General features: G+C 55.8%; 21 protein-coding genes, 2 pseudogenes and 1 other annotated feature. Of the genes and pseudogenes, 8 read left to right on the forward strand and 15 right to left on the reverse strand.

Annotation, left to right across the window (positions count from 1 at the left end):
- The coding region (locus HEQ34_RS12040) for a glycosidase (protein ID WP_296200758.1) at positions 1–1,130 on the reverse strand (1,130 nt) is incomplete at its 3' end.
- 9 nt (positions 1,131–1,139) lie between these two features.
- On the reverse strand, positions 1,140–3,404 hold the full coding sequence (locus tag HEQ34_RS12045; protein ID WP_296200760.1) for a glycosyltransferase family 4 protein: 2,265 nt from the start codon (positions 3,402–3,404) through the stop codon (positions 1,140–1,142).
- Between the two features lie 324 nt (positions 3,405–3,728).
- On the opposite strand from HEQ34_RS12045, the pseudogene HEQ34_RS12050 reads away from it, so the two are divergent.
- Positions 3,729–4,474: pseudogene (locus HEQ34_RS12050) on the forward strand (IS3 family transposase); the annotation flags it as partial.
- Positions 4,010–4,165, forward strand: a sequence feature (AL1L pseudoknot). It overlaps the preceding pseudogene by 156 nt.
- On the opposite strand, the pseudogene HEQ34_RS12055 reads toward HEQ34_RS12050, so the two are convergent.
- Both HEQ34_RS12055 and HEQ34_RS12060 read right to left on the reverse strand, forming a co-directional pair.
- A pseudogene (locus HEQ34_RS12055) lies at positions 4,468–4,635 on the reverse strand (saccharopine dehydrogenase); the annotation flags it as partial. The pseudogenes HEQ34_RS12050 and HEQ34_RS12055 sit on opposite strands and share 7 nt — an antisense overlap.
- A gap of 96 nt (positions 4,636–4,731) precedes the next feature.
- Complete coding sequence (locus tag HEQ34_RS12060; RefSeq protein ID WP_296200761.1) at positions 4,732–5,145, reverse strand: helix-turn-helix domain-containing protein; 414 nt, start codon at positions 5,143–5,145, stop codon at positions 4,732–4,734.
- Between the two features lie 129 nt (positions 5,146–5,274).
- Between HEQ34_RS12060 and HEQ34_RS12065 the strand changes: the two genes are divergently transcribed.
- Together HEQ34_RS12065 and dcm are read left to right on the forward strand one after the other, a co-directional pair.
- Positions 5,275–5,949, forward strand: a complete 675-nt coding sequence (locus HEQ34_RS12065; RefSeq protein WP_296200763.1) for an HAD family hydrolase — start codon at positions 5,275–5,277, stop codon at positions 5,947–5,949.
- Positions 5,950–6,080: 131 nt separating this feature from the next.
- Entirely contained in the window at positions 6,081–7,334 is a 1,254-nt protein-coding gene (dcm, locus tag HEQ34_RS12070) for a DNA (cytosine-5-)-methyltransferase (RefSeq protein WP_296200764.1), read from the forward strand.
- 25 nt (positions 7,335–7,359) lie between these two features.
- Here dcm and HEQ34_RS12075 read toward each other — a convergent pair whose 3' ends face one another.
- The 5 genes from HEQ34_RS12075 to HEQ34_RS12095 all read right to left on the reverse strand — a co-directional run bounded on the left by HEQ34_RS12075 (position 7,360) and on the right by HEQ34_RS12095 (position 10,585).
- Positions 7,360–8,106 carry an HNH endonuclease signature motif containing protein gene (locus HEQ34_RS12075; protein WP_296200766.1) on the reverse strand — a complete coding sequence of 249 codons (747 nt, stop codon included), beginning with the start codon at positions 8,104–8,106 and terminating at the stop codon, positions 7,360–7,362.
- Positions 8,107–8,244: 138 nt separating this feature from the next.
- Positions 8,245–8,799 (reverse strand): dCTP deaminase, encoded by a 555-nt coding sequence (gene dcd, locus HEQ34_RS12080; RefSeq protein ID WP_296200768.1) that lies wholly within the window; start codon positions 8,797–8,799, stop codon positions 8,245–8,247.
- 102 nt (positions 8,800–8,901) lie between these two features.
- The gene (locus tag HEQ34_RS12085) at positions 8,902–9,333 is read right to left on the reverse strand and encodes a cytidine deaminase (protein ID WP_296200770.1); all 432 of its coding nucleotides are present in this window, start codon (positions 9,331–9,333) and stop codon (positions 8,902–8,904) included.
- On the reverse strand, positions 9,330–10,016 hold the full coding sequence (locus HEQ34_RS12090; RefSeq protein ID WP_296200773.1) for a GH25 family lysozyme: 687 nt from the start codon (positions 10,014–10,016) through the stop codon (positions 9,330–9,332). Before HEQ34_RS12090 ends, HEQ34_RS12085 begins: the two co-directional genes overlap by 4 nt.
- 86 nt (positions 10,017–10,102) lie before the next feature.
- Positions 10,103–10,585 (reverse strand): UPF0262 family protein, encoded by a 483-nt coding sequence (locus HEQ34_RS12095; protein ID WP_296200775.1) that lies wholly within the window; start codon positions 10,583–10,585, stop codon positions 10,103–10,105.
- Positions 10,586–10,733: 148 nt separating this feature from the next.
- Here HEQ34_RS12095 and HEQ34_RS12100 point away from each other — a divergent pair, with 148 nt between their 5' ends.
- Positions 10,734–12,218 carry a replicative DNA helicase gene (locus HEQ34_RS12100; protein ID WP_296200776.1) on the forward strand — a complete coding sequence of 495 codons (1,485 nt, stop codon included), beginning with the start codon at positions 10,734–10,736 and terminating at the stop codon, positions 12,216–12,218.
- Between the two features lie 301 nt (positions 12,219–12,519).
- Here the strand turns inward: HEQ34_RS12100 and ubiG are convergent, their stop codons facing one another.
- Positions 12,520–13,254, reverse strand: a complete 735-nt coding sequence (gene ubiG / locus HEQ34_RS12105; RefSeq protein ID WP_296200778.1) for a bifunctional 2-polyprenyl-6-hydroxyphenol methylase/3-demethylubiquinol 3-O-methyltransferase UbiG — start codon at positions 13,252–13,254, stop codon at positions 12,520–12,522.
- Positions 13,255–13,308: 54 nt separating this feature from the next.
- Here ubiG and HEQ34_RS12110 point away from each other — a divergent pair, with 54 nt between their 5' ends.
- From HEQ34_RS12110 to HEQ34_RS12125, 4 genes are all read left to right on the forward strand, one after another.
- Positions 13,309–14,565, forward strand: a complete 1,257-nt coding sequence (locus HEQ34_RS12110) for an aspartate kinase (RefSeq protein WP_296200779.1) — start codon at positions 13,309–13,311, stop codon at positions 14,563–14,565.
- 123 nt (positions 14,566–14,688) lie between these two features.
- Complete coding sequence (locus tag HEQ34_RS12115; protein WP_296200781.1) at positions 14,689–15,687, forward strand: nitronate monooxygenase; 999 nt, start codon at positions 14,689–14,691, stop codon at positions 15,685–15,687.
- Between the two features lie 195 nt (positions 15,688–15,882).
- A complete protein-coding gene (locus HEQ34_RS12120) occupies positions 15,883–16,356 on the forward strand; it encodes a PH domain-containing protein (protein ID WP_296200783.1) in 474 nt (157 codons plus the stop codon).
- Positions 16,353–17,894, forward strand: a complete 1,542-nt coding sequence (locus tag HEQ34_RS12125; RefSeq protein ID WP_296200785.1) for a PH domain-containing protein — start codon at positions 16,353–16,355, stop codon at positions 17,892–17,894. Before HEQ34_RS12120 ends, HEQ34_RS12125 begins: the two co-directional genes overlap by 4 nt.
- Here the strand turns inward: HEQ34_RS12125 and HEQ34_RS12130 are convergent.
- The 5 genes from HEQ34_RS12130 to HEQ34_RS12150 are packed head-to-tail and all read right to left on the reverse strand — an operon-like array spanning position 17,878 to position 23,447.
- Positions 17,878–19,032, reverse strand: a complete 1,155-nt coding sequence (locus tag HEQ34_RS12130; RefSeq protein ID WP_296200788.1) for an alkaline phosphatase D family protein — start codon at positions 19,030–19,032, stop codon at positions 17,878–17,880. The genes HEQ34_RS12125 and HEQ34_RS12130 overlap by 17 nt on opposite strands.
- Positions 19,029–19,805, reverse strand: a complete 777-nt coding sequence (locus tag HEQ34_RS12135; protein WP_296200790.1) for an ABC transporter ATP-binding protein — start codon at positions 19,803–19,805, stop codon at positions 19,029–19,031. Before HEQ34_RS12135 ends, HEQ34_RS12130 begins: the two co-directional genes overlap by 4 nt.
- Positions 19,802–20,767, reverse strand: coding sequence for an iron ABC transporter permease (locus tag HEQ34_RS12140; RefSeq protein ID WP_296200792.1), 966 nt, complete (start codon positions 20,765–20,767; stop codon positions 19,802–19,804). Before HEQ34_RS12140 ends, HEQ34_RS12135 begins: the two co-directional genes overlap by 4 nt.
- On the reverse strand, positions 20,764–21,600 hold the full coding sequence (locus HEQ34_RS12145; protein ID WP_296200794.1) for an ABC transporter substrate-binding protein: 837 nt from the start codon (positions 21,598–21,600) through the stop codon (positions 20,764–20,766). The genes HEQ34_RS12140 and HEQ34_RS12145 overlap by 4 nt, the downstream gene beginning before the upstream one ends.
- Positions 21,600–23,447: a TonB-dependent siderophore receptor gene (locus HEQ34_RS12150; RefSeq protein ID WP_296200796.1), complete on the reverse strand. Its 1,848-nt coding sequence runs from the start codon at positions 23,445–23,447 to the stop codon at positions 21,600–21,602. The genes HEQ34_RS12145 and HEQ34_RS12150 overlap by 1 nt, the downstream gene beginning before the upstream one ends.
- Positions 23,448–23,492: the final 45 nt, after the last annotated feature.

The raw sequence follows: 23,492 nt of genomic DNA on the forward strand, positions 1-23,492 counted from the left end.
TCAGCAGCAGATAGGATGGGATTGGGCGTGCGGCCAATGACTTTCGAGGGATTGGATTTATCCAGCAATGCCGCACCTATCGCATATTTCCGCATCGCGCCAACGCCATGGGTCAGCACAAGCCAACCTTCGTCGAGTTCGATCGGTGCGCCGCAATTACCAATCTGTACCAGTTCCCACGGGAAGCACGGCTCTAGTAAAAGTTCACCGCCATCCCAGCAATCAATCGATTCTGACCGAAGCAGATAAAGATTTTTACCGTCCTGACGCCCTATCATGCAATATTTGCCATCAATCTTCCGCGGGAAAAGGGCCATGCCCTTATTGCGACCTGCGCCCCCCTTTATCGGTGTCAGGGTGAAAGTTCGGAAATTGCGCGTCCGAAGGAGTTCAGAGCGAATATCATGCCCGCTATAGGCGGTATATGTACCCATCCATTCACGCGCGCCCCCTTCATGCAGAAATTCGACGAGCCGTAAATCTTCGAGCCCGTTTCGCTGCGCTTCCGTCACTGGAAAAATCACGGTGCCAGAGATATTGCTATCTCGAAAGCAATCTAGCGTCGACACGTCGTCCGGCGTGCCGGGCTTGTGCTTTCCCAAGGTTGCCGCTGTCGCAAAAGACGGTTGGGGCATCAGAACCAGTTGCCTGCCAGCCGAAATGATACCTTCGCGAAAAGCGATGGTTGAAATATGGCCCTCGCCAACAGCGCGTAGCGACAGAAGAATTCTAACGCTGCCGGGTTGCAACCCTGTTTGGTCTGGATGCGCGACGACGCTGGGATTCATCAGAGCTGCTGCGGCAAAACTATACTCATGACAAAAATATGCGCCGATAAGCTGCCGCATTTCTTTTTTGATCGGCCCTGATAACCCTAAGCGCGGTTCAATTTCGCGAAACCGGTCGTCAAACACCTTTTCTATCTGCGAATGCCTGTCAGCAAAATCGCGCAACACCACGCTGAGTTCGGCGCGCACTGTTCTTGTGTCCAAAGCATAAATTTCACGGGCCAACTTTTGCACCCGTTCAAGGTCGGGCCCAGACGCTTGCCACGCCAGATGGAACGGTCGCACGACCACCCGTGCGGGGTCGGCATGGAGCCGTAATTCATGTTGAGCGACGTCTACCATGGCGTCGCCCTATCTAACCTTAGCAATGAATTCTCTTATGGCGATTGTCGCATGTTGATACGCCAGAACCGATTCGGCGCCTTCGTTGAGATTAAGTCCACGGTGATTCAACCCGTCATGGCTTGTGCCCGTTTGTGGGTCTGCAACCGCAAGGCCACGGTCATTGGCCCCTGAAAACCAGTCATAGGCGCACGTCGCCTCTTTAAGCCAGCTTTTGTCTCCCGTTAAGTCATATGCAGCAGAGGCGGCGTCTATGGCCGCCCAGACTTCAACAGGCTGCTGATCGAAAGGATGGGGCTTTAGATATGGCTTACCGAAGGTGCGAGATCCTACTGGACGAAAATATCCGCCAGGCGCTTTTTGTAAGGCGGTCATCCAACGCAATGTCTCGATCCCGCACTGCTGGACGTCAACGCGGTTTAAACGCACCCCGGCCCTGATCATGGCTTCGGAAAGTCGGCAGTTGTCGTAAGCCAAAACATCTTCGAACCATGTCCAACCTTCCCTTTTGGAATGGCCAAAAAGTGTAAGCAGATGATCTGCACCCGCAGCCAATATCGACGATGCTGCTTTATGCTTATCGTCTACTTCCAAAACATGATCTGCTCCCAACATCGCAAAGCCGATGGCGCGCGGAGACCCGAATGTTTCGGCAGATGATGCCGTCCGGTCGAACAACCCCTGTGCCCAATGCCGAAGGCCCGCAGACGGCGCCCAACGCACGGTTGAACCCAGGGCCCATAATGTCCTGCCGCAGCTATCCTCTGATCCAATTTCTTCGAGCCAATTTCGTCCAAACCCCATGAAATTTCGAAACTCGCGACGATCTTCGTTCCACGAACTTTCAACAAATGCGGCAAATCTAGTGCTCAATTGACGTACCGTCGCAATATGGCCTTTCATCTTATGGGTAAGCATCAACGCCCGGGCGTTATCATCAACACAATATCCATGTGCTCTGTCGGGAACGTTGCCAATGCTGTGCTGTAATATTCCCGTATCATCACAGATTCTTAACAAGCCATCTATCCCGATAGCCGCAGCTATCGGTGCAGATTTAATAGAAATTCGAACTTCATCCAAAACATCGAGACAGCGAACGGCAAAAGCCGGCCAGATCATATCCCGGCTTTTATCATAAGCGCGCCGCTGCAAAGCAGAAAGCCTGTCCTTATCGTGCAAAAGACCAATCACTTCTGTTGCGATTGCGTCGCTATCATTGAAGGGAACGATAATGCCGTGATCATCGGAAAGTAGCTCAATGGCGTGAACATAAGGTGTAGACACCACCGCTTTACCGAGTGCTAACGCGTAGGATAAAGTGCCCGAGGTCGACTGGTCCGCCCCGGTGTAAGGGGTAACATAGATATCGGTTGCCTCAATCAAGTCGAGCAGCAGTTCTGTTTCAAGAAACGTGTCAAGCCAATATATGTGCTGCGCAACACCGAGCGTGGCCGCCAGTGTTTTAAGCTTTTCCCGATAAGTTTCACCCTCGACCGTCAGTAAATTGGGGTGGGTGGCGCCCGCGATGCAGTAAAGCAGATTGGGATGCTCCGATATTATAGCTGGCATGGCCGCGATGACGGCTTCAATTCCCTTGCCCGGAGAAAGCAGCCCAAAGGTCAGGAGGACGTCCCTGCCTTCAAATCCAAGTTTGGACTTGAATTGTGTTGACCGACCAAATGGCCGATCCGGAACCCCATGGGGGATAAGGACGATTTGGTCGCTATCCGCCCCGTACACGCTGCCCAGCAAGTCTCGCGAACGTTCCGACATGATCACTAGCTTGCTCGCTTGCGCAATCAGTCTGCGCATCACGCGCATTTGGTCGGGGTTCGGTTTTGCCAAAACGGTATGTAATGTAATGACTAAAGGGGCCGCAATCCGGTCAGTTAGTTCTAGCACCATATCCCCGGCTGGCCCGCCGAATAATCCAAATTCATGTTGGAGCCATACGACATCTGCTCTGCTGATATCGATGTGCTGTGCGGCATCAATATAGCTCTGCGGATCGCCTTGCGTAATCGTAGACCTGACTGAAGCGTCGAACGTGATAGCGGATAAAGCTGGCGTCATTGCATAAACGTGGATCTGCAGATCTGGTTGCGCGGCTTTTAAGGATGCGAACACATCTGCGGTGAATGTCGCGATGCCGCATCTGCGCGGGGTAAAACCACCAATCAGGGCGACGATGTTCGACTGAACCTTCGGTGTCGATCCGCCAACAGGCAGGATGTCATCTTTAAAGCTATTGCGTTCGATAAATTCAAGCACACGAAATCCTTAAAAATTTTGGTAACGATGGGATGACGGAAGCGCTGCGATTTCAACATAGAGGTCAAAAGTTGTCGAGCGCTCGCTCGGTCAAATAACAGGCAGTGGGGACGTTTGTTCCCACGCATGGCGCAACTCAAGCGCACCGAACCCTCAGACTGACCCTCCTGTCAGAAATCCTTTAGTGTCTGACCTGAAATTAAGTTGAGTAGTGTCCGCGAGTTAGCTTGACGCTTTTCCTAATCATTGATTCAGCGGCTTTGTAACGAACTGAACCGCCCCGGGATTGTCGGAGGCCCTCACTGCTGAGTAGACGGGCTTACTATGAACAAGACAACGAACAAATTTTCACCGGAGGTGCGCACCCGCGCGGTGCGCATGGTTTTGGACCACGACAGCGATTATCCCTCACGCTGGGCAGCGATTGTACCGGTTGCTGATAAGATCGGCTGCGCGGCCCAGACGCTACACGAGTGGCTGAAGAAGGCCGAGGTTGACAGCGGCAAGCGTGCAGGCGTGCCGATTGAGATGGCGGACAAGCTGAAGGCTTTGGAACGTGAGAACCGGGAACTGCGTCAAGCCAACGAGATCCTTCGTAAGGCATCAGCATATTTTGCACAGGGTGAGGAAGCGCAAGCCATGCGGGGCATGGCTGAGCACCGAACGCTCGACCGCCCGTTCAAGCGATGACCACGTTTATCGACGATAACCTTGGAGTCTATGGGGTCGAGCCGATCTGCAATGTGTTGCCGATTGCCCCTTCAACATACCACAAGCATGTAGCAGAGCGGCGAGATCCGACGCGACTGTCAGTGCGGGCGCAGCGTGATATTGCGCTGAAGCCAGAAGTCGCACGTGTATTTGCCGCGAACTTCGCAGTTTATGGTGTCCGCAAGGTGTGGCGGCAAATGACGCGGGAGGGCTTTTCCGTTGCCCGTTGCACCGTTAAACGCCTGATGCGGGAGATGGGCTTGGCAGGTGTGATCCGTGGCAAGCCTGTGCGCACAACACACAGCGACAAGGCAGCACCTTGTCCGCTCGACCATGTCAATCGACAGTTTCATGCGGCGGCACCAATCAGGTCGCGGACTTCCTCCAACTTGGAAAGGCTACGCCCCGCCATCGCCCATTTCAGGCCCGTTTTACCTTTGAGATATTCGGCCACCAGACGCCCGGTATAGCCCGTGGCACCATAAACAATGATATCGAATTCGCGTGGGGTGGTGGGCATGTGGTTTCCTCTCTTTGGGCGTGACGGCATATTGGGGACAGGATTCTACCCCTTAAGTTTACAAACATATATGCATAAGCGGCGTTTTTTGTAAACTTAGGCCGCGCGTGGGCGTGCCTTGGCATCGCGGCGCTGCGGGGGCGAGCGCAACACTTTCATGATATGCTTGATATCGGGGCCAGTTTGAACTTCAAACACGCCGCCCAACCGCATTTTAATCGTGGTGACGCCGTGGATGGCGCGTTCCATGGCATAATCGAACATCATGCCCCGCCCGAACCCCAACGCCCGGTCCCATTCCGCCGCAAAGCTTTCCGCGTCCACACGTTTTTTGAGGTTATAGGCCGAAATCCGCGATATCCCCACCGCCCGCGCCGCAGAATCAACCGTGCCCATCGCCGCCAGCGCAACCAAAAACAACCGCTGCCGCTCCGGCGTCCAACCATCATGCCGCACGCGGTCAAGCGCGACAGGGGTAAATTCGGGTTCATAGTCTGATATGGTTTGCATGGTTGGTGTTATTAACCTATATGGATAATATAGTCAAGCTGTTGGTTTTTCGGTTTGTTTGGTTGTGATAACAGAGCTGACGCGCATGAAGGTCTTGTTTATAGGCGTTTTACCTTTTAGGAGCCGGGTATGCTGCTGAAAAATGCCAAAGCGATAATCTTCGATTGCGACGGGGTGCTGGTCGACTCTGAGGTAATTCATGTCGCTGCCGAGCTTGAGCTTTTGGCACAATTAGGCTTGGTCTATGAGCATGAAATCTATCTGACCCGCTTTGTCGGTTTGTCGAACGCTGATTTCTGCGCTGAATTGGGATCGGATTATGCAAAAATTGTTGGCGATCAATTCCCAAAAGACTTTGGGACACAGCTTGAGCGCATCGTTTGGCCACGTATCGAAGCCGAGCTTCAGGCGATTGATGGCGTTGCTGATCTTGTTCACTCCTTCGGTGGCAAGGTCGCGGTCGGATCATCTTCTCCTTATGAGAAGCTCTTGAAGAAGCTCGAGATCACGGGGCTGCAACCAATGTTTGCGCCCCACATCTACTCTGCCGACCATGTCAAAGCTGGCAAGCCAGCGCCGGACCTGTTCCTTCATTCGGCTGCGCAACTCGATACTGACCCGAGCCGCTGCCTAGTTATCGAAGACAGCGTTCACGGAGTGAAAGCGGCAAGAGCAGCAGGTATGACCCCGATAGGGTTTGTTGGCGGCGGTCACAGCGACTCCGGCCTTGAACAAAGGCTTTTGGCAAATGGCGCTGAAGTTGTTGTTTCCCATCACTCGCAAATCCAAGCGTTGCTTAGCTGACGTTCCGGACGATTAAGTTGTAAATTGGGATGCCTGAATGCTGACGCTAGGTGACCATAATTTCCCTTTTTGTTCTTGCTAACTGTGTCAATATTGTGCATTTTGCCAAAAATTGACCCAGAGGATGGCATATGCCGCATGACCTTTCGTTTACAGAACTCCGGCAACGCACTGGTATGAGTGTTGAACAGGTGGCGGAAGATCTGGGCTATTCCGCGAGTACGGTTTACCGCTGGGAACGTGGCGAAACAGCTCCAAAGGCCTTAGTCTATCGGGCACTTGAAGTTGTTGCACGATTTACGGATGGCCCCATAGCATTAAAAAACGAAAATCCGACGGGGTTTCGCTTCATCGATCTCTTCGCTGGCATCGGAGGGCTTAGGATTGGCTTCCAAGGTATAGGTGGGCACTGTGTTTTTACCTCCGAATGGGACAAACACTCGCAAGAAACCTATCGCCGAAACTTTCGCGACAATCATCCGGTTAACGGCGATGTGCGCGAATTTTCGAAGAACCCAAGTTTAATTCCAAGGCATGACGTTTTGCTGGCCGGTTTTCCCTGTCAGCCATTCTCTATTGCTGGCGTTTCAAAGAAGAATTCTCTTGGCCGCCCACACGGGTTTTTGTGCGACACTCAAGGCACACTGTTTTTTGACACGGCTCGCATTATTGCCCATCACAAGCCCGCTGCCTTTTTGCTGGAAAATGTAAAGAATCTCGAAACGCATGATAAAGGTAGAACCTTTGCTACGATCATGAATGTTTTGCGGAACGAATTGGGCTATCATGTCCAAACCCGGGTTATAAGTTCCGCGCCTTGGGTGCCTCAAAAGCGGCAACGTATTTTTATAGTAGGATTTAAGGAGCCGACAGATTTTGATCTGGCCAACCTTAAACTGCCTGACGCTGACGCTGGCCCTAAGCTGAAGAGCATTCTCAATCGCCATGAAGACGTTGATCCGAAGTATACGTTGACGCCTAAACTTTGGGCATATTTGCAGGGCTATAAAGAAAAGCACAACGCGGCAGGCAATGGTTTCGGTTTCGGCTTATGTGGCCCAGACGCCGTCACGCGGACACTTTCCGCTCGGTATCATAAAGATGGTTCGGAAATTCTCGTCGACCAGCCCAACCAACGTCCAAGGCGTCTAACGCCTCAGGAATGCGCGCGGCTCATGGGGTTTGAACGTGAAGATAGACCGTGGCACATTCCTGTTTCCGATACGCAAGCCTATCGTCAGTTTGGGAATGCCGTAGTGGTGCCAGTTGTCGAATTTTTAGCGGAAGCAATGAAGCCGCATATCCAGAATGCTGTAGCCAATTCACGTTACCAAGCTGATGTTGCCGAAGTTGGTCAACAGCCGCGAAAGTTGGAAAATTGCTGACAATTGAAGCGTTAGTTTTGCAACATCAAATGCGCTTTTTATCAATCACGCTTTTAAGCTGTGCGCGCTTTTGCAGGCGAAGTTTTCCGAAGTGAAGCTCTCGGTGGCATGAGGGGCACAGTGCGGCGGCGTTGATCAGAGTGTCGTCGCCTCCCTCTGCCAGCGGTACGATGTGATGGACCTCAAGATATGATCGGTCATCATCTCGTTGAAACAACAACGACTTGCAATTTGACATTTCACATCGATCTTGGGCTCTCGTCAAGGCTGCCGCCACAATGTAAGGATCGCGTACGAAATCATTTATTTGCCTGGTTCGCTTCGGCGGTGGCCCAGTTCTTAATTTGGCTTTGGCGAAGATTTTGGCTGGATCAACTGAACGCACCAATTGCCGTCCGATTTCCTGAGGCATAGGCTCAGCGGCGTTGCGCTTTTCCTTGGCAAAAAACGCTTTGTTTCCAATACGGCCAATCGTCAGCAAATCACCAATCTCAACCCAAGCAACAATTCCCTTTCCCATTCGTGTTTCTGGTGCACGACCCGCACCTTCGCGAAGTGAATTGTAATAGGACACCGAAAGCTGGCCATTCTCAGTGCCAAGGATACTAATTTCCAAAGTGCGTTCCGACGGACCTTCTGTCGGAGAAATCCCCGCAGCCAACAATATAGCCTGTTGTGGCTTGTCTACGACGTAGGCACCCTTAACCTTGTCGGTTTTGCTTACGACCTTCGTCGCAAAATCGTCGAATATTTTTAGCCAATCATCTGACATTTCTATTTGATAGCAATAGCTTTGCCCAAGCGTCTAGCTTTTTTATTTCGGCACTGCAGCCTTATAACGCCGCGCGCCAAAACCCGCCGTTCCGCTTCCCAACAGCTTCCAACCACCCAAGCTATTCAAACCCCCCAATCACAATTTCGGCAATGTCACCCCGCGCTGGCCCATATATTTGCCTGCGCGGTCGGCGTAGCTGGTTTCGCAGGGTTGCTCGCCTTTTAGGAATAGGAACTGGCATGCGCCTTCATTGGCGTAGATTTTGGCGGGCAGGGGCGTGGTGTTGCTGAACTCCAGCGTTACATGGCCTTCCCAGCCGGGTTCCAATGGCGTGACGTTGACGATGATGCCGCAGCGGGCATAAGTGCTTTTGCCAAGGCAGATGACCAGAACATCGCGCGGCACGCGGAAATATTCGACGGTGCGGGCCAAGGCAAAGCTGTTGGGTGGAATGATGCAGACGTCGGTCTTGCGGTCCACAAAGCTTCTCGGGTCAAAATCCTTGGGGTCAACGATGGAGCTGTCGACATTGGTGAAAATCTTGAATTCGTCGGCCACGCGGGCGTCATAGCCATAAGAGGAGAGGCCATAGCTGATGCAGCCGTCACGGCGCTGCGCCTCCACAAAGGGTTCAATCATGCCGGTCGCTTGGGCCTGTTCGCGGATCCAGATGTCGGACAATATGGACATAATCACTCCCTGTTAACCGTTCCGCTTTTGCCAATTTGCGATGCGCGTGCAAGTGTTCGGCACGAAAAAATTGTGCGTATCTCGCGCGCCCCAAAAAGCGGATTATTTCAAGCTGGCCGGACCAAAGCCGTGCGGCAGTAATTCGGACAAACGATATGTCGCATAGCCCGTTGCATGGGCGCAGTGCACCGGAATGTCGGTGTCCGTGAGGTCCGCCACTTCCTTGATAATCTGACGACATCGACCGCAGGGCGTGATCGGGTCTGCGCCGGTCCCAACATGTCCGGCCAAGCCGCCCGCGACCGCAATCTCGCGGATCGCGCGTAATTGGCCGTCGCTATTGGCTTTAGCGATGGCGACGGTTTCGGCGCATAATGTCATGCCATAGCTGGCATTTTCAAAGTTGCTGCCGGTCACAATCTGGCCATTGTCGAGCAGCAACGCCGCGCCCACATGAAAGTTGGAATAAGGCGCATAAGCGGTCTTGGCGGCGTCGATTGCGGCTTGGACCAAGCGCGTGGTGGCCGCGCTCATTTGCGCACCACGACCCAGCGCACCGCGCCGTCGATGCCGCTTACGCGACGTTGGCTATTCGCGGTCCACATGACCCAGGGCCTTGCGGAATAATCGGGCGAAATACCGTTGCCTTCAAGCCAGATGTTGCGGTCAATCGACTTGCTCACTTGATATTCCTCTTCGAAGTCCGGTGTTAGTAACAGGATTGCGGGGGTGCCGCTATGCGCCTCAATCTGGTTTAAGAAGGTCGCCAATTCCGCCAAAATCAAAGCCCGGTTCGGGCGGCTGTTGCAGCCTTCGGAAAAATCCATTTGCACCGCAGGGGGCAGCGCCCGGTCGTTGCGGGGCACGCTGGTGATAAACATCGTCGCCTGTTCGGACGCCGAACGGCACAGGTCATAATGATGCAGCGCGCCAAAGCGAATGCCAGCCTCCTGCACCGCCGCCAGATTGGCCTGAAACTGCGGATCGCGGCCGCGTGCGCCCTCGACGGCGGTAATATATGCGAAATCGACGCCCGTTGCGCCCAATTCCGACCATTGGGGTTGGCCGTTGCTTTCGTTCGCGATGATGCCCTGCACGGGGTAGCTATTGCGCGATGGGGCCCAGCCGGTGACATAGTTCCACAGCCCAAAGCCCATAAAAGCTATACCCAGCAGGAGCACGCCCCAGCGGATCAATTTGCGATTTCGCCTTGGCATGCAACCCCGTTTAACGCTTTTGATTCGGCTATATTACTAGGCGCTCTGTCCTTGCGAAGTCGAGGGGTGTTATGATGCGTTGGACGCTACGCCTTGATGTGCAGGACGCAGATCAGCGTAAACAGGCGACGCGCGGTGGCAAAATCTACTTCCACCTTACCGTCAAGTCGCTCCATCAACAGTTCGGCCGCCTCATTATGTACCCCGCGCCGTGCCATATCGATGGTCTCAATTTCCGCCGCGCTGGCCTTGCGAATGGCTTGGTAATAGCTGTCGCAAATGGCGAAATAATCCTTCACCGTGCGCCGAAACCGGCCAAGGCCCAACACCAAGGTTTCGTGCGGCGTCCCGTCTTCACGGCGGATATCGAGGATGAGACGGCCTTCGGCGACGCTGATGCTCAAATGATATGGTCCCGCATAGCCGTCGCCCATATCGCGCAGCGGTTTGAAGAAATTATCTTCAATCAGGTCAAAAATGGCGACGCGGCGTTCCTGTTCGATATCGGCGTTACGCCGCAGGATCGTTGCTTCGTCCAGTTCAACTTTGATGATGCGCGGGTCCGCCATACCGGCTGTGTTAGCTTCAGATATTTTTGGGGCAAGGGGTTAACGAGATACTGGCAAATGCGTTGTGCAAAATATTGTCCACAGCCATATCCCCGCACTTCTTTTTTGCGCCCCTTGCGCAGCGTGACGTGGTAAAGGATAGGGAACCATGGCCGAACTCATCAGACTTGCCGCAGCGAATGAAGCTGAACCCCAACGCTTGCCGCGCAATATTGAGGCGGAGGCCGCGTTTTTGGGCGCTATCCTCATTGATAATCGCGTGATTGAGGATGTCTCGATCAAGCTGCAACCGGACCATTTTTTTGAGCCCCTGCACGGGCGGATTTTTGAACATATTTTGCGCCTGATTGACCGCAACATGCTGGTCACGCCGGTCACGCTGAAGCCGTTTTTTGAAGCCGACGAATCGATGCGTGAACTGGGCGGGCCGGGTTATTTGATCAAACTCACCGCCGATGGCGCAGGCTTGATTGGCGCGCGCGACTTTGCCCAGCAGATTTACGATTTGGCACTGCTGCGGGAACTTGTGACGGTAGGCCGGACTTTGGTCGACAATGCGCTGGACACCAGTGAAAGCGTAGATCCCAAGGGGCAGATTGAAGCTGCGGAAAGCGCGCTGTACAAAGTCGCCGAGGGTGAAGGCGAAACTGGCTCGATGAAGAGCTTCTTGACCGCATCGACCGAGGCCATCCGCAATGTCGAAAAGGCGCTCAATTCGGGTGGCAGCCTTTCGGGTATCACCACCGGCCTCAACAGCATCAACACCAAATGCGGCGGCTTGCACAATTCCGACCTTGTGATTTTGGCCGGACGTCCCGGCATGGGTAAGACATCATTGGCCACCAATATTGCGTTCAATGCCGCACGGCGATGGGTCCGCGAGCGTGAAGACGGCATCGAAGAGTCCAAGGGCTCCGGTGCAAAAGTCGCCTTTTTCAGCCTCGAAATGTCCGCCGACCAGTTGGCAACGCGTATCTTGGCGGAACAATCGGGGATTAGTTCCGAATTGCTGCGTATGGGTAAAATTTCCCGTGACGACTTCCGCGAGCTGTCGCGCGCGTCCCGCGAATTGCAGGAATTGCCGCTTTTCATTGACGATACGCCCGCGCTAACGATTGCCGCATTGCGCACCCGGGCCCGGCGGTTACAGCGACGGCACGGTATTGGCCTGATCGTTGTTGACTATTTGCAACTCCTCCAAGGATCAAGCCGCGCGAACGACAACCGCGTCAATGAAATTTCTGAGATCAGCCGGGGTCTGAAAACACTGGCGAAAGAATTGAGCATTCCTGTTATTGCACTCTCGCAGCTTAGTCGTGCGGTCGAACAGCGCGAAGACAAGACGCCGATGTTGTCCGATCTGCGCGAGTCCGGTTCAATCGAGCAGGATGCCGATATGGTATGGTTCGTTTACCGTGAAGATTATTATGAGCTGATGAAAAAACCCGATGAGGGCACGCCCGCATTTGAGGCCTGGAACGAAAAAATGGAGCGGATTCACGGTATTGCGGAATTGATTATCTCCAAGCAACGCCATGGTTCGACAGGGCGTGTGCGGATGAAGTTCGAAGCCAAGATTACGCGTTTTAGCGACTTGGCCGATGACCAATATGCCGATGCGGGATATGATTGAGGCGCGAAGCGTTTAAGGCTTCGTCACCCTGAACTCGTTTCAGGGTCTATGTATCAGCTGCAACCGCCGGTCATTGGGCACGATGGACCCTGAAACAAGTTCAGGGTGACGACGGGGTGTATTTAGGGTGACGAAGTAGGGCGTTCAGGGTGACGACGGGGTGTATTCAGGGTGACGAAGTAGGGCGTTCAGGGTGACGAAGTAGGGGGTTTCTGCCCTTTCGATGGCGCAGTGCCCCGCACCAACTTCGCCTAAGCGCACGCGCTAAGGCTTCGTATCCTCTCCCAAGGGGAGAGGAGGATCACCGCAACCGCGCACTTAAAATATAATTCAACGCCATATTGTCACTCAAATGCAGACCCGACATGGGCGAAAAGGCGATGCCTTGCATATCGACCACCTCCTGCCCAGCACCCGCAAGCAAAGCGGTCAGTTCTTCGGGCGTCAGGAACTTGTCCCAATCATGCGTGCCGCGTGGGACTTGGCCGAGGCGTTCGGCGGCCTCCACCAGAAATAGGCGCGACACTGCTGTGCGGTTGGGCGTTGAGAGCAGCAATAGCCCGTCCGGCCTTAGGTGGCGGACCAATTCGTTGATGAATGCCGCCGGGTCCATAACATGTTCAATAACTTCCATGCAGGTCACAACATCAAACTGGTCAAGGCCTTGCGCCGCGATTTCGCCAGCGCAGTAGTGGATCGCAAGACCAGACAAAGCCACATGCGCCTTTGCCGCCGCAATATTTTCAGGTGCGGCATCAACACCGGTAACGTTCCCGCCAAGCCGCGCGAGCGGTTCGCAGAGCAAACCGGCACCGCAACCAACATCCAGCACGGTTTTGCCCGCCAGCGGATATCGCGCCTTCGCGTCGCCACCAAAATGCGTATCTATCGCGGTCCGGATGAAGCGCAATCGCACAGGGTTTAGTCTATGCAGCATCGCAGAGCTGCCCTTTGGGTCCCACCATTCGGCGGCGAGAGCGCCAAAATGTGCCGCTTCCGCAGCGTTAATTGTCCTGGGCAAGCTTGCGTTTGTCATATCCTATCCCTATCAGGACCCGCGATTGTAATATAGCAATTATTGAAGGTTTTCATGGCGCGTATAGTAATGAAATTTGGCGGCACGTCGATGGCCGGCACCGAACGCATCCGCCGTGTTGCCCAATTGGTCAAGCGGCAGGCCGAACGCGGCGACGAAGTAGCCGTCGTCGTCTCCGCCATGGCTGGCGACACGGATCGCCTCGTCAATTTCTGTCGCGAGGCAAATGCGCTTTATGATCCGGCCGAATATGATGTGGTTGTGGCAGCAGGCGAGCAGATTACCGCTGGCCTGTTGGCTATCACGTTGCAAGCGCTTGGCTGCGAAGCGCGCAGTTGGTTGGGATGGCAAATGCCGATCCATACCGATGATGCCCATGCCAAGGCCCGGATTGGGTCCATTGACACCGACGATTTGCTGGCGTCGATGCAGGCGGGCAATATCGCGGTCATTCCGGGGTTTCAGGGGCTGACCGACGACAACCGTGTCACCACATTGGGCCGTGGCGGGTCGGATACATCGGCCGTTGCCGTGGCCGCCGCGGTCAAGGCCGACCGCTGCGATATTTATACCGATGTGGACGGCGTCTACACCACCGACCCGCGCATCGTTGCCCGCGCGCGCAAGCTTAAAGCCGTCACCTACGAAGAAATGCTTGAGCTGGCCTCAGTTGGCTCAAAAGTATTGCAAACCCGCTCCGTCGGCCTTGCGATGAAGGAAGGCGTGCGGATTCAAGTGCTGTCCTCCTTCGTTGACGACAGTGCACCCGACGCCGACAGCATCCCCGGCACGATGATCGTGACCGACGCAGAATTGGAGAATAGCCAAGTGGAACGCCAACTGATCACCGGCATCGCGCATGACAAGAATGAGGCCAAAATAACGCTCACCCGCGTCCCCGACCGTCCCGGCGCAGTGGCCAATATCTTCGCGCCATTGGCCGATGCCAACATCAACGTCGACATGATCATTCAAAATGTTGGCCGTGATAAGGGGGAAACCGATGTGACCTTCACCTGTCCACAAGCCGACCTTGCGCGCTGCACCGACATATTGGAAAACCGCCGCGATGCCATTGGCTATAACCGCCTTATTCCGGACACCAAGGTTGCCAAAATTTCGGTGGTGGGCGTGGGCATGAAAAGCCATGCCGGCGTTGCCTCAACGATGTTCAGCAGCCTTGCGGATCGCAAAATCAACATTCAGGCGATTTCGACGTCCGAAATCAAGGTGTCGGTTTTGATTGACGAGGATGAAACCGAACTCGCGGTGCGCGTGCTGCATACGGCTTATGGGTTGGATGCGGCGTGAGCCTCGACACGTCGTCGTCACCCCCGCGCAGGCGGGGGCCCAACCCCGACGCTTCCATAATATAGGACAGGAGTTGGATTGCCGCCTTCGCGGCAATGACGATCTATGTATAGAAGGCCTGATATGACTAAACTCCAACATCTCATGCAACGCGGCACCGACTTTTTGGGCTGTGACGTCGCGATTATGTGTGGGGCCATGTCTTGGGTGTCGGAACGCAATCTTGTGTCGGCCATCTCCAATGCGGGTGGCTTTGGCGTGATTGCGTGTGGCGCAATGACGCCCGCGTTGCTCGATACGGAGATTGCCGCGACAAAAAAGCTGACGGCCAAGCCATTCGGCGTGAACCTGATCACCATGCATCCGCAGATTATGGACCTGATTGCGATATGCGCGCGGCATCAGGTCAGCCATGTGGTTCTGGCGGGGGGACTGCCGCCCAAGGGTAGCATTGAGGCCATTAAGGATTTTGGCGCGAAGGTTATTTGCTTTGCGCCCGCGCTCACGCTGGCGAAGAAATTTGCGCGCTCTGGCGTGGATGCGCTGGTGATTGAGGGCAGTGAGGCGGGCGGGCATATTGGGCCAGTGTCGACGTCCGTCTTGGCGCAGGAAATATTGCCAGAACTTGGGGAGCAGTTGCCGATTTTCGTCGCTGGCGGCATTGCGCGGGGCGGCGCGGTGGCAAGCTATCTGGAAATGGGCGCAGCAGGGGTGCAGTTGGGCACGCGGTTCGTGTGCGCGCATGAAAGCATCGCGCACCCCAATTTTAAGGCCGCGTTCCTGCGTGCCAATGCCCGCGATGCGGTTGCGAGTGTGCAGATTGACCCGCGCTTGCCCGTCATTCCTGTGCGGGCGTTGAAGAATAAGGGTGCCGAAGAGTTCACCAAGAAACAGGTCGAAGTCGCGGCCATGCTTGATCGTGGCGAAATCGACATGGACACCGCGCAGCTTGAGATCGAGAAATATTGGGCCGGGGCGCTGCGCCGCGCGGTGATTGACGGCGATGTCGAATATGGCTCCGTCATGGCCGGGCAGTCGGTTGGCATGGTCCATGTGGAACGGCCTGTCGTGGATATCATCGCGAAGCTGGTGGATGAGGCCAACGCCGCACTGGCTAGGTGACAAGAATATCCTCCCCATCTTTAGTCGATGGGGAGGATTTATAGTGTTGTCCCGAAAATTTGGTCGTGAAGTTCCCCTCCCGCAGGCGGGAGGGGAGATGCATGTTGGCTAACGGGCGCGCTGGATGTCTCCTGCTGACGCGATGGGCAGATAAACCGTCTTGCCAACACAACACAGTGTGCGCATATCAGCGGCATGACCGATGACGCCCCGCCGGAACTTACGCCGCTTGATCCTGCATTCATAACGACAAGCCGGATAGCCACCGCGCTTGGCTTGCTGCCATTTGTTGTTGGGGCAGGGGTGTTGGAGTTTGCAAAGTTGCTACCGCCCGGCACCTTTCTTGTACCCGTACTTTTGGCCTATGCGTTCGTCGCATACACGGTGCCAGCCCGCAAATATCGGCATTGGGGCTATGATATGGGGACGGACCGGCTGCGCGTTGTGCGTGGATATATGTTCTACAGCGATACCATTGTCCCCTTTGGACGCATCCAGCATATCGACGTCGATCAAGGGCCCATTGATCGGCGCTATGGCCTTGCCAAGCTGACGGTCCACACGGCGGGTAACCACAATAGCACGGTTACGCTGCCGGGCTTGGCGCATGCCGACGCGCTGGCGATGCGGGAGACCATTCGCGCCGCCATTCGGCAAGATATGCTGTGAACCAATCCACACACGACCCTATTGATGGGACAGGGCAGGATGGCGCGCGGTTGCATATTAGCGGCTTGTTCGTCGGTTTTGTTTCGGGCCTGCCGCAACTGCTGATCCCTGTGTTTGCTGCCGTTTTTGGGGTGCGCAAATCAGATAATCCTGCACTGATCCCCCTCATTATCGCGGCGGTGCTGATTCTTAGCCTATTCTTCCGCTGGCTAATATGGCTGCGTTTTCGGTATCATGTCGGTGCGGATGATATCCGCGTTGAAAAAGGCATATTGAACCGCACGGCCCGCTCCATTCCGTATGAACGCATTCAGGATGTGAGCATTGAGCAAAAGCCGCTGGCGCGCATGATGGGGCTCAGCGAGGTCAAGTTTGAAACAGGCGGCGGCGATGGTGATGACGCGACGTTACGCTTCGTCACTTTGGAGGAGGCGAACCGGTTGCGCGAATTAATCCGCGCACGCAAGGCTGGCGTAGCGGTGGCGCAAGATGTTGCACCGATGGTCGAGGCGGAAGATGCAGAAACGATCTTCGCGATGGACGGTCAACGCGTCTTTATCCTTGGCCTCTATTCCTTTTCACTCATCATATTTGCGGTTCTTGGCGGGCTTGCCCAGCAGTTTGATTTTCTCCTGCCGTTTGATTATTGGGATTTGAAACGCTGGGCTGGCCTTGCCGTAGAGAGCGGCGTGAGCGTCAACACACTCAATGGCGTCGGCATACTGGGGCAATTGATCCTGGCCTTTGGTGCGTTCAGCAGCCTGATTTTCATTGGCTTGGCCTCCGGCGTTGTGCGGACATATTTGCGTGAACATGGCTTTCGCCTGACCCAGACGTCAAAGGGATTCCGGCGGCAGCGCGGGTTGCTGACGCTCACCGATGTCGTGATGCCCACGCACCGGGTGCAGGCGGCTGTCGTGCAAACTGGCCCAATCCGCAAACGGCGCGGCTGGCATAGCCTGAAATTTGTGAGCCTGGCACAGGATAGCAAGGAAGAGAGCAATTATGTCGCCGCGCCATTGGCCACATTGGATGAGGTGTGGCGCATTGCGGCGGCTGCGGGGATTGACGCACCTGATGGCGACGAACGGCTACGCAATGGCGCAGCTTTGCACTGGATAATCCAGTTGCTCCTGCTTGTGCCGCCCTTATTGGTCGCGATGGCGGCACTGATGCTATTTGCAGATACGCCTTTTGCAACGACCTTGTTGCTATTGCTGTTGCTGGTCCTTGCCGCATTGCTGTTGTGGTGTGACTGGCGCAGATACCGCTTCGGGCTAGATGATCAGCAATTATACCTTCGGCGCGGCTGGTGGCAGCAGCAATTTACGCTTGCACCGCAATTAAAGGTGCAAAGCATCGAGATTGCACAAGGCCCATTTGCACGGCGCTTCGGGCTGGCCTCGCTCAGGTTCGGGATAGCCGGGGGCACGCTGGAAATGGTTGCCCTGCCGCTGTCTACCGCGCGGGCCATTCGCACGGTGGTTATGGAAAAGGTCGCAGACGTCGATTATTCAGCGATCAATCAATCGCGTTAGTTTGCGTTTCGATAACGCTGCCATCATCCTTGCGCAGCGTCATCGTCACCTTCCTTGCCGCCCAGTCAATGTCGATCTGACCAAAGTTGGGGATGCCCCAGAACCCGCCCGTGCGGCGTGGGTCGGGTTCACGTTCGCCGCCATCGCCCTTGCCAAAGGCAAAATTGAGCGAGCTGGATGTAAAATCCCATAATGGCTTGGAAAGGCCGGGGGCGTTGGTCTTGTAAAAACCGCCGCTATGCCGGTCGCCGGTAAGGAAAATAGCGTTATTGACGCCTTTTTGACCGAGCAACGCATAGAGGCGTTCGCGTTCCTTGGGAAAATTGGTCCAGCCTTCGAAATTATGCGCGTCGGTAATCACCTGAGTCGATGAAATGATGAAGCGCACCTCGGCTGGTTTTTCGAGTTCCTGCGCCAACCAGTCCCATTGCGCTTGGCCCAATATCGTCGCCTTGGGGTCCATGTTGGGGATATACCAACCCAGCGTCGGGCCGGGGTCGCGATAGGGCATGGTCGCAAGGTCGGACCGGAAAAAGCGGCCATCAAGGATGATGAACTGCACGCGCTTGCCCTCTGGCCCGACTATGCGGCTTTCATACACGCCGGGGCGGGACTTTACTTCGTCCGAAGCGCCCCAATAGGTTTCATAGGCTTTCTCCGCCCATTCCTTGAACGCAAAAGCGCCGCCAGCGTCATTGGCGCCATAATCATGATCGTCCCATGCCGTCATCATCGGCACGCTGCGACGGAAACGGTCAAACTCGACGCGACTGTTCAGCTTTCTATAGCTTGCGGCCAAGGTCGGGATATCCGCGCCGTTTGTCGGCCTTGTGTCGCCATAAACATTGTCACCGATCAACAAAAACGCCTGTGGCTTTTGCGCGGCGATGACGTCCCAGAATTTCATATCGCGGTTTTCGTTCACGCAACTGCCAAAGGCGAAGCGCGTGATCACCGTATCCGCCGCCAGAGCGGGATTAGAGGCCGCCTTGGGCAAATTGGCGCTCAGGGTCGCGTAATAAGGCCGAAGCGCCTCCTGCGCGCTCTGCGGGGCAACTGGGGCCATATTGGTCGTCGACGTGACGTTCATGGCGCAGCCGGAGAGCAACAGAGCGATGATCGGGAGGGCATATTTCATGATCTGACCTTGCCTTTGATGAATAGCTGGACTGACCCTTCCTCGTCCTTGAAGAGATTCGCGTCAATCCCGTAAACATGCGCCAGGTTGGCAGGCGTGATGACGTCTTCGACGCTGCCCTGCGCGAACAATCTGCCTTCATGCAGCAACACAAGATGGTCGGCAAAGCGCACCGCATGGTGTAAGTCGTGCAGCACCGCGACGACGCCTTTTCCGGCTTCGACCTGCCGCCGCAGCAGGTTCAATATGTCGAGTTGAAAGCCCGGATCAAGGTTTGCGAGTGGCTCATCTGCCAATATCCAATCGGGTTCACCCGCCAGCACGCGCGCCAGCAGAACGCGGGCGCGTTCGCCGCCCGAAAGCTGCGTGACCGGACGATAAGCGAAGCCTTCGGTGGCGGTCGCCGACATCGCCGCCGATATGGCCCTGCGGTCGTCTGTGGATGTCCCTGCACCGCGCATATGGGGAATGCGGCCAAGCGCAACCAAGGCCATTGATGTGATCGCCCAATGCGTTTCTGCGCCTTGTGGCAAAAGGCCGATTTGGCGGGCGCGTGCGGTCGGGGCCATGCTGGTGATGTCTGCATCATGCAGGCTGGCGGTGCCTGCGTCAGGCTTCAAAAGGCCGGCGAGGCATGCGAGCAAAGTAGATTTGCCTGCGCCATTAGGGCCAAGAATGACGGTGAGCTTTCCAGCCTCAAATGTAGCATCAATCCCGTCCAATATGGGCTGACGCGCATGGGTAAAGCCAAGCTTGCGGATGATTAAAGTCATGCGGCACCCTTGCGATAGCGCAGCAACAGCAGAAGGAAAAACGGCGCGCCCAGCACAGCCATGGCAATGCCCAACCGCACTTCGCCGGGGCCGGGGACCAACCGGACAAGGCTATCGGCGGTCAGCGTCAGGATTGCGCCGCCCAATGCCGATGGCAGCAATATCGTCGATGGCTGCTCCCCATAAATGGCGCGGATGAGGTGGGGGACGATCAATCCGACAAAGCCGACCACACCCGACACCGCGACCGATGCGCCAACGGCAAGTCCAACGCCAAGCACAATGATCCACTGTAGCCGGGACAGGTTGATGCCAAGGCTTTTTGCGCCATTTTCGCCCAAGGTCAGCGCATCCAGCGCGCGGCCCGTGGAGAGCAATAAAGCGACGCCCAGCGCCATGAAGGGCAATGCGGTCCCAACATCTGCCATCAACCGGTCGGTCAGCGCGCCCATCAGCCAGTTGATGATTTCATTGGCGGCAAAGGGGTTGGGCGCAATGCTGATGACAAAGGCGGTCAGCGCGCCCGCCAAAGTCGACAGCACCATGCCGCCCAAGATAAAGCCAACCGACCCGCCGCCACGCGAAATTGCCAGCAATAACAATATGCTAAAACCGGCACCCAGCATGGCGCAGGCGAATAGGCCAAAGGGCAGCAGGTTAAGCCCGACATAAATCGCAACGACACCGCCCAGTGCCGCGCTGGCCGAAACCCCCAACACGGTCGGGTCAGCCAGTGGATTGCGCAGATAGCCCTGTAGCACTGCGCCCGAAAGCCCGAGTACCGCGCCAATACAAAGGCCAAGTAGCGCGCGGGGCAAGCGCAGTTCGAGGAAAATCCAGCCATCGGCATTGTCCGCCGCCCAAGAGGTAGGCCAAATCCAGACCTTCCCCGCCATCAACGACAGCAGGAACGCCGCGAGCGTGAGGAGCAGGAGGAGCGATGTTAAGGCGCGCGCATTCATGGCCTATCCTGATAGAAATGAGCGCGTGTCTTCGACAAGATGGACGACACTTTGATGATCGTCGGACCGCCGCAGAATAACAGCCTTTCGGGGAAATCTATTATGCGTGTGCGACCATCCAAATAAGCCAGCAGCTTTTGCCGTGCGCGCATGTCACGGATATCGGAACCGCTTTTATGCGTTGGCATGAAAATCACCACTGGCGGGTTGCGCATCAGGGTTTCTAACGGCAATATTCCCCATGAGGATAGGCCATATTGCGCGCTGGCGTTGCGAAAGCCGTGGCGCGCCAGCAATTCGTCCTGCAACGTGCCTTTACCCGCCACAAATCCACCATTTTGCCAGATAATCGCCGATACGGCCGGTCCAGAAAATGGGGTGCTGGGTAGCGATTCCTGAATGTCGGAAATCAGGGCTTCTCCGGCATCACCCCTGCCGAGTGCGGCAGCGATCGTCCGGATATGATGCATGTCGTCGGCGATGGTCGGCGCGACCCCCAATGCCACCGTTTTAATGCCCGCCCGCGAAAGGACAGCGTTGGTGCCAGAGCTGGCAAGGTTTCCGGTGAGCACCATATTGGGCCGCGCCAACAACAATTCCTCTGCGCTGATGCCAATGGCGGGCAATTGCCGCGCCCATGCCAGTGGTGCGGACGCGCTATCGGGGTCATGCGAATATATGCTGACCGCGCTAACTTGTCCGGGCAATGCAATTTGCGCCAACACGGAATCAATGCACGGATTGTTCGACACGACGCCATGCGGCGCAATGACGGGCTGGCTGGCGCATCCGGCCAAGGCAAAAGTCCAAAGGAGGCACCAGCCAAAGCGCATCAGAATTTGGCCCGCACGCCAATGGTCGCGTTGCGGCCGAAGGTGCTATAGCCCGTGACGACAGTGTAATCGGCGCCCAGCAGATTATCGATGCGGCTATACATCTCCAGCGCGTCGGTTAGCGGCATGGACGCCCGAAGCCCGACCAACGCATAGCTATTAAGGCGCAAACTGTTCGCGGCATCGTCGAAGCTGTCGCCGATCCACAGCAAGCTGCTTCCGACGGACAAGCCGAAAGGCGTCTGCCAATCGGCGGTGAGGCTCATGCTATGCTGCGGGCGTAATGTCTGCCGCTTGCCGAAATTTGCGCCTGCGCTGCGGTTGATGGCGTCGACGCGCGTATAGCTTGCGCGGATATCAAGATGGTTGGTGGGGTTCAGGATCAGCCCAGCCTCAAGCCCTGTTGCTGTCACCTTGTCGATATTTTCCGATTGGAAACTGATCGCTGAAAACGCAATCAGGTCATTGCTGCGGCGGTTGAAATAAGTTGCGAAAACCTGTGCCTTGCCCTCGATGAATTGATGTTCAACGCCCAGATCGAAATTGCGGGCGGTTTCCGGCTTGAGGTCTGGATTGCCATATGGCGGCTGGCCTTCGGTCAAGCTGGGGGCGCGAAACCCCTCGCCATAGGTCGCGCGGAACATCGTCCGCCCTTCATTGGGCGTAAAGGCCGCGTTACCGCCAAGGCTCGTCTGCTCGCCATAATCATCATAGGCATCATGCCGCACGCCCGCCGTTAGCGTCAGGCCGGCGACAGGGCGCAGGATGACTTGACCAAAGCCGCTACCCACATTGTTGCGGGCGACATCAGGTGCAGCGCCCTCAAAAGCGGTGCTGGCAAAGCTACGTTCATATTCCGCGCCCGCCACTAAAGTCAGCGCATCGTTTACATCAAATGCCGCATGATATTCGGCACGGTCAATTGCGCCGCGCACGTTGAAATTGTTGTAACTGAACGCCACTGGGTCCGTACCAACGCGCTTTATGTCGGTGCGCGTAAAAGCGATGCGGTTTTGTAGGCGTCCATCGAGCAGGCCGAAATTCGCGCCGATATAGCCAACAAATTGCCGATTGCGCGACACGGGCAAGCCATTGGCACCAACGCCAAAGGCCGAGTCATATGCGACTGTGGCGCGGTTGTAATAGCTGCGAAAATCCAGGTCTAAATTGTCGGCGACATGCACCTTCAACCGCGCATTGCCCGTCAGATTGTCATACCCATCGCGTTCGGTTCCACCCGCCAACGCAGAAATGCCGTCGCTGTTCACAAAAGAGCCGCCGACGCTGCCTTCCAACCGGCCGCTGCTGCCCGCAAGATTGGCGTTCACCCTCTTGGTATCATAGGCCCCATATTCCGCACCCATGCGGCCTTCAAAGCCGTCCACCGGCGCGATTGATTGGACATTCACGACGCCGCCAATGGCTTGGCTGCCCCAAATGACCGAGTTTGGCCCACGCAGTATTTCGACGCGGCCAATATTGCCCGTCATCAACGCGCCAAAATCGAATGCGCCATTGGGGCTGGTGAGGTCGTTGATCCGGACGCCGTCGATCAGGACTAAGGTCTGCGCGCTGCTGCCGCCGCGCATGAAGGCACTGCTCTGGCCGCCAAGGCCGCCGCGTGTGGCGATGCTGACGCCCGGAACGGTTTGCAGAGCCTCGTTTATGGTGGCGCTTTGTAATTGGTCAAGCCGGTCGCGATCAACAATGTCGATGGCTTGTCCGGTTTCAGATCGCGGCTGTGCAAAGCCGCTGGCGGTGACGACAATTTCATCCTCTGCCGTTTGCGCAAAGGCCGTGAACGGCAGCATCGCAAGCGCGGCTGCCGTAAATTTTAACATTGTCATGACTTTATCTCCTTCGCATGACGTCCAACAATATGTCGTCACGCG

The sequence above is a fragment of the Sphingorhabdus sp. genome (assembly GCF_023910635.1).
Lineage (GTDB): Bacteria > Pseudomonadota > Alphaproteobacteria > Sphingomonadales > Sphingomonadaceae > Sphingorhabdus_B.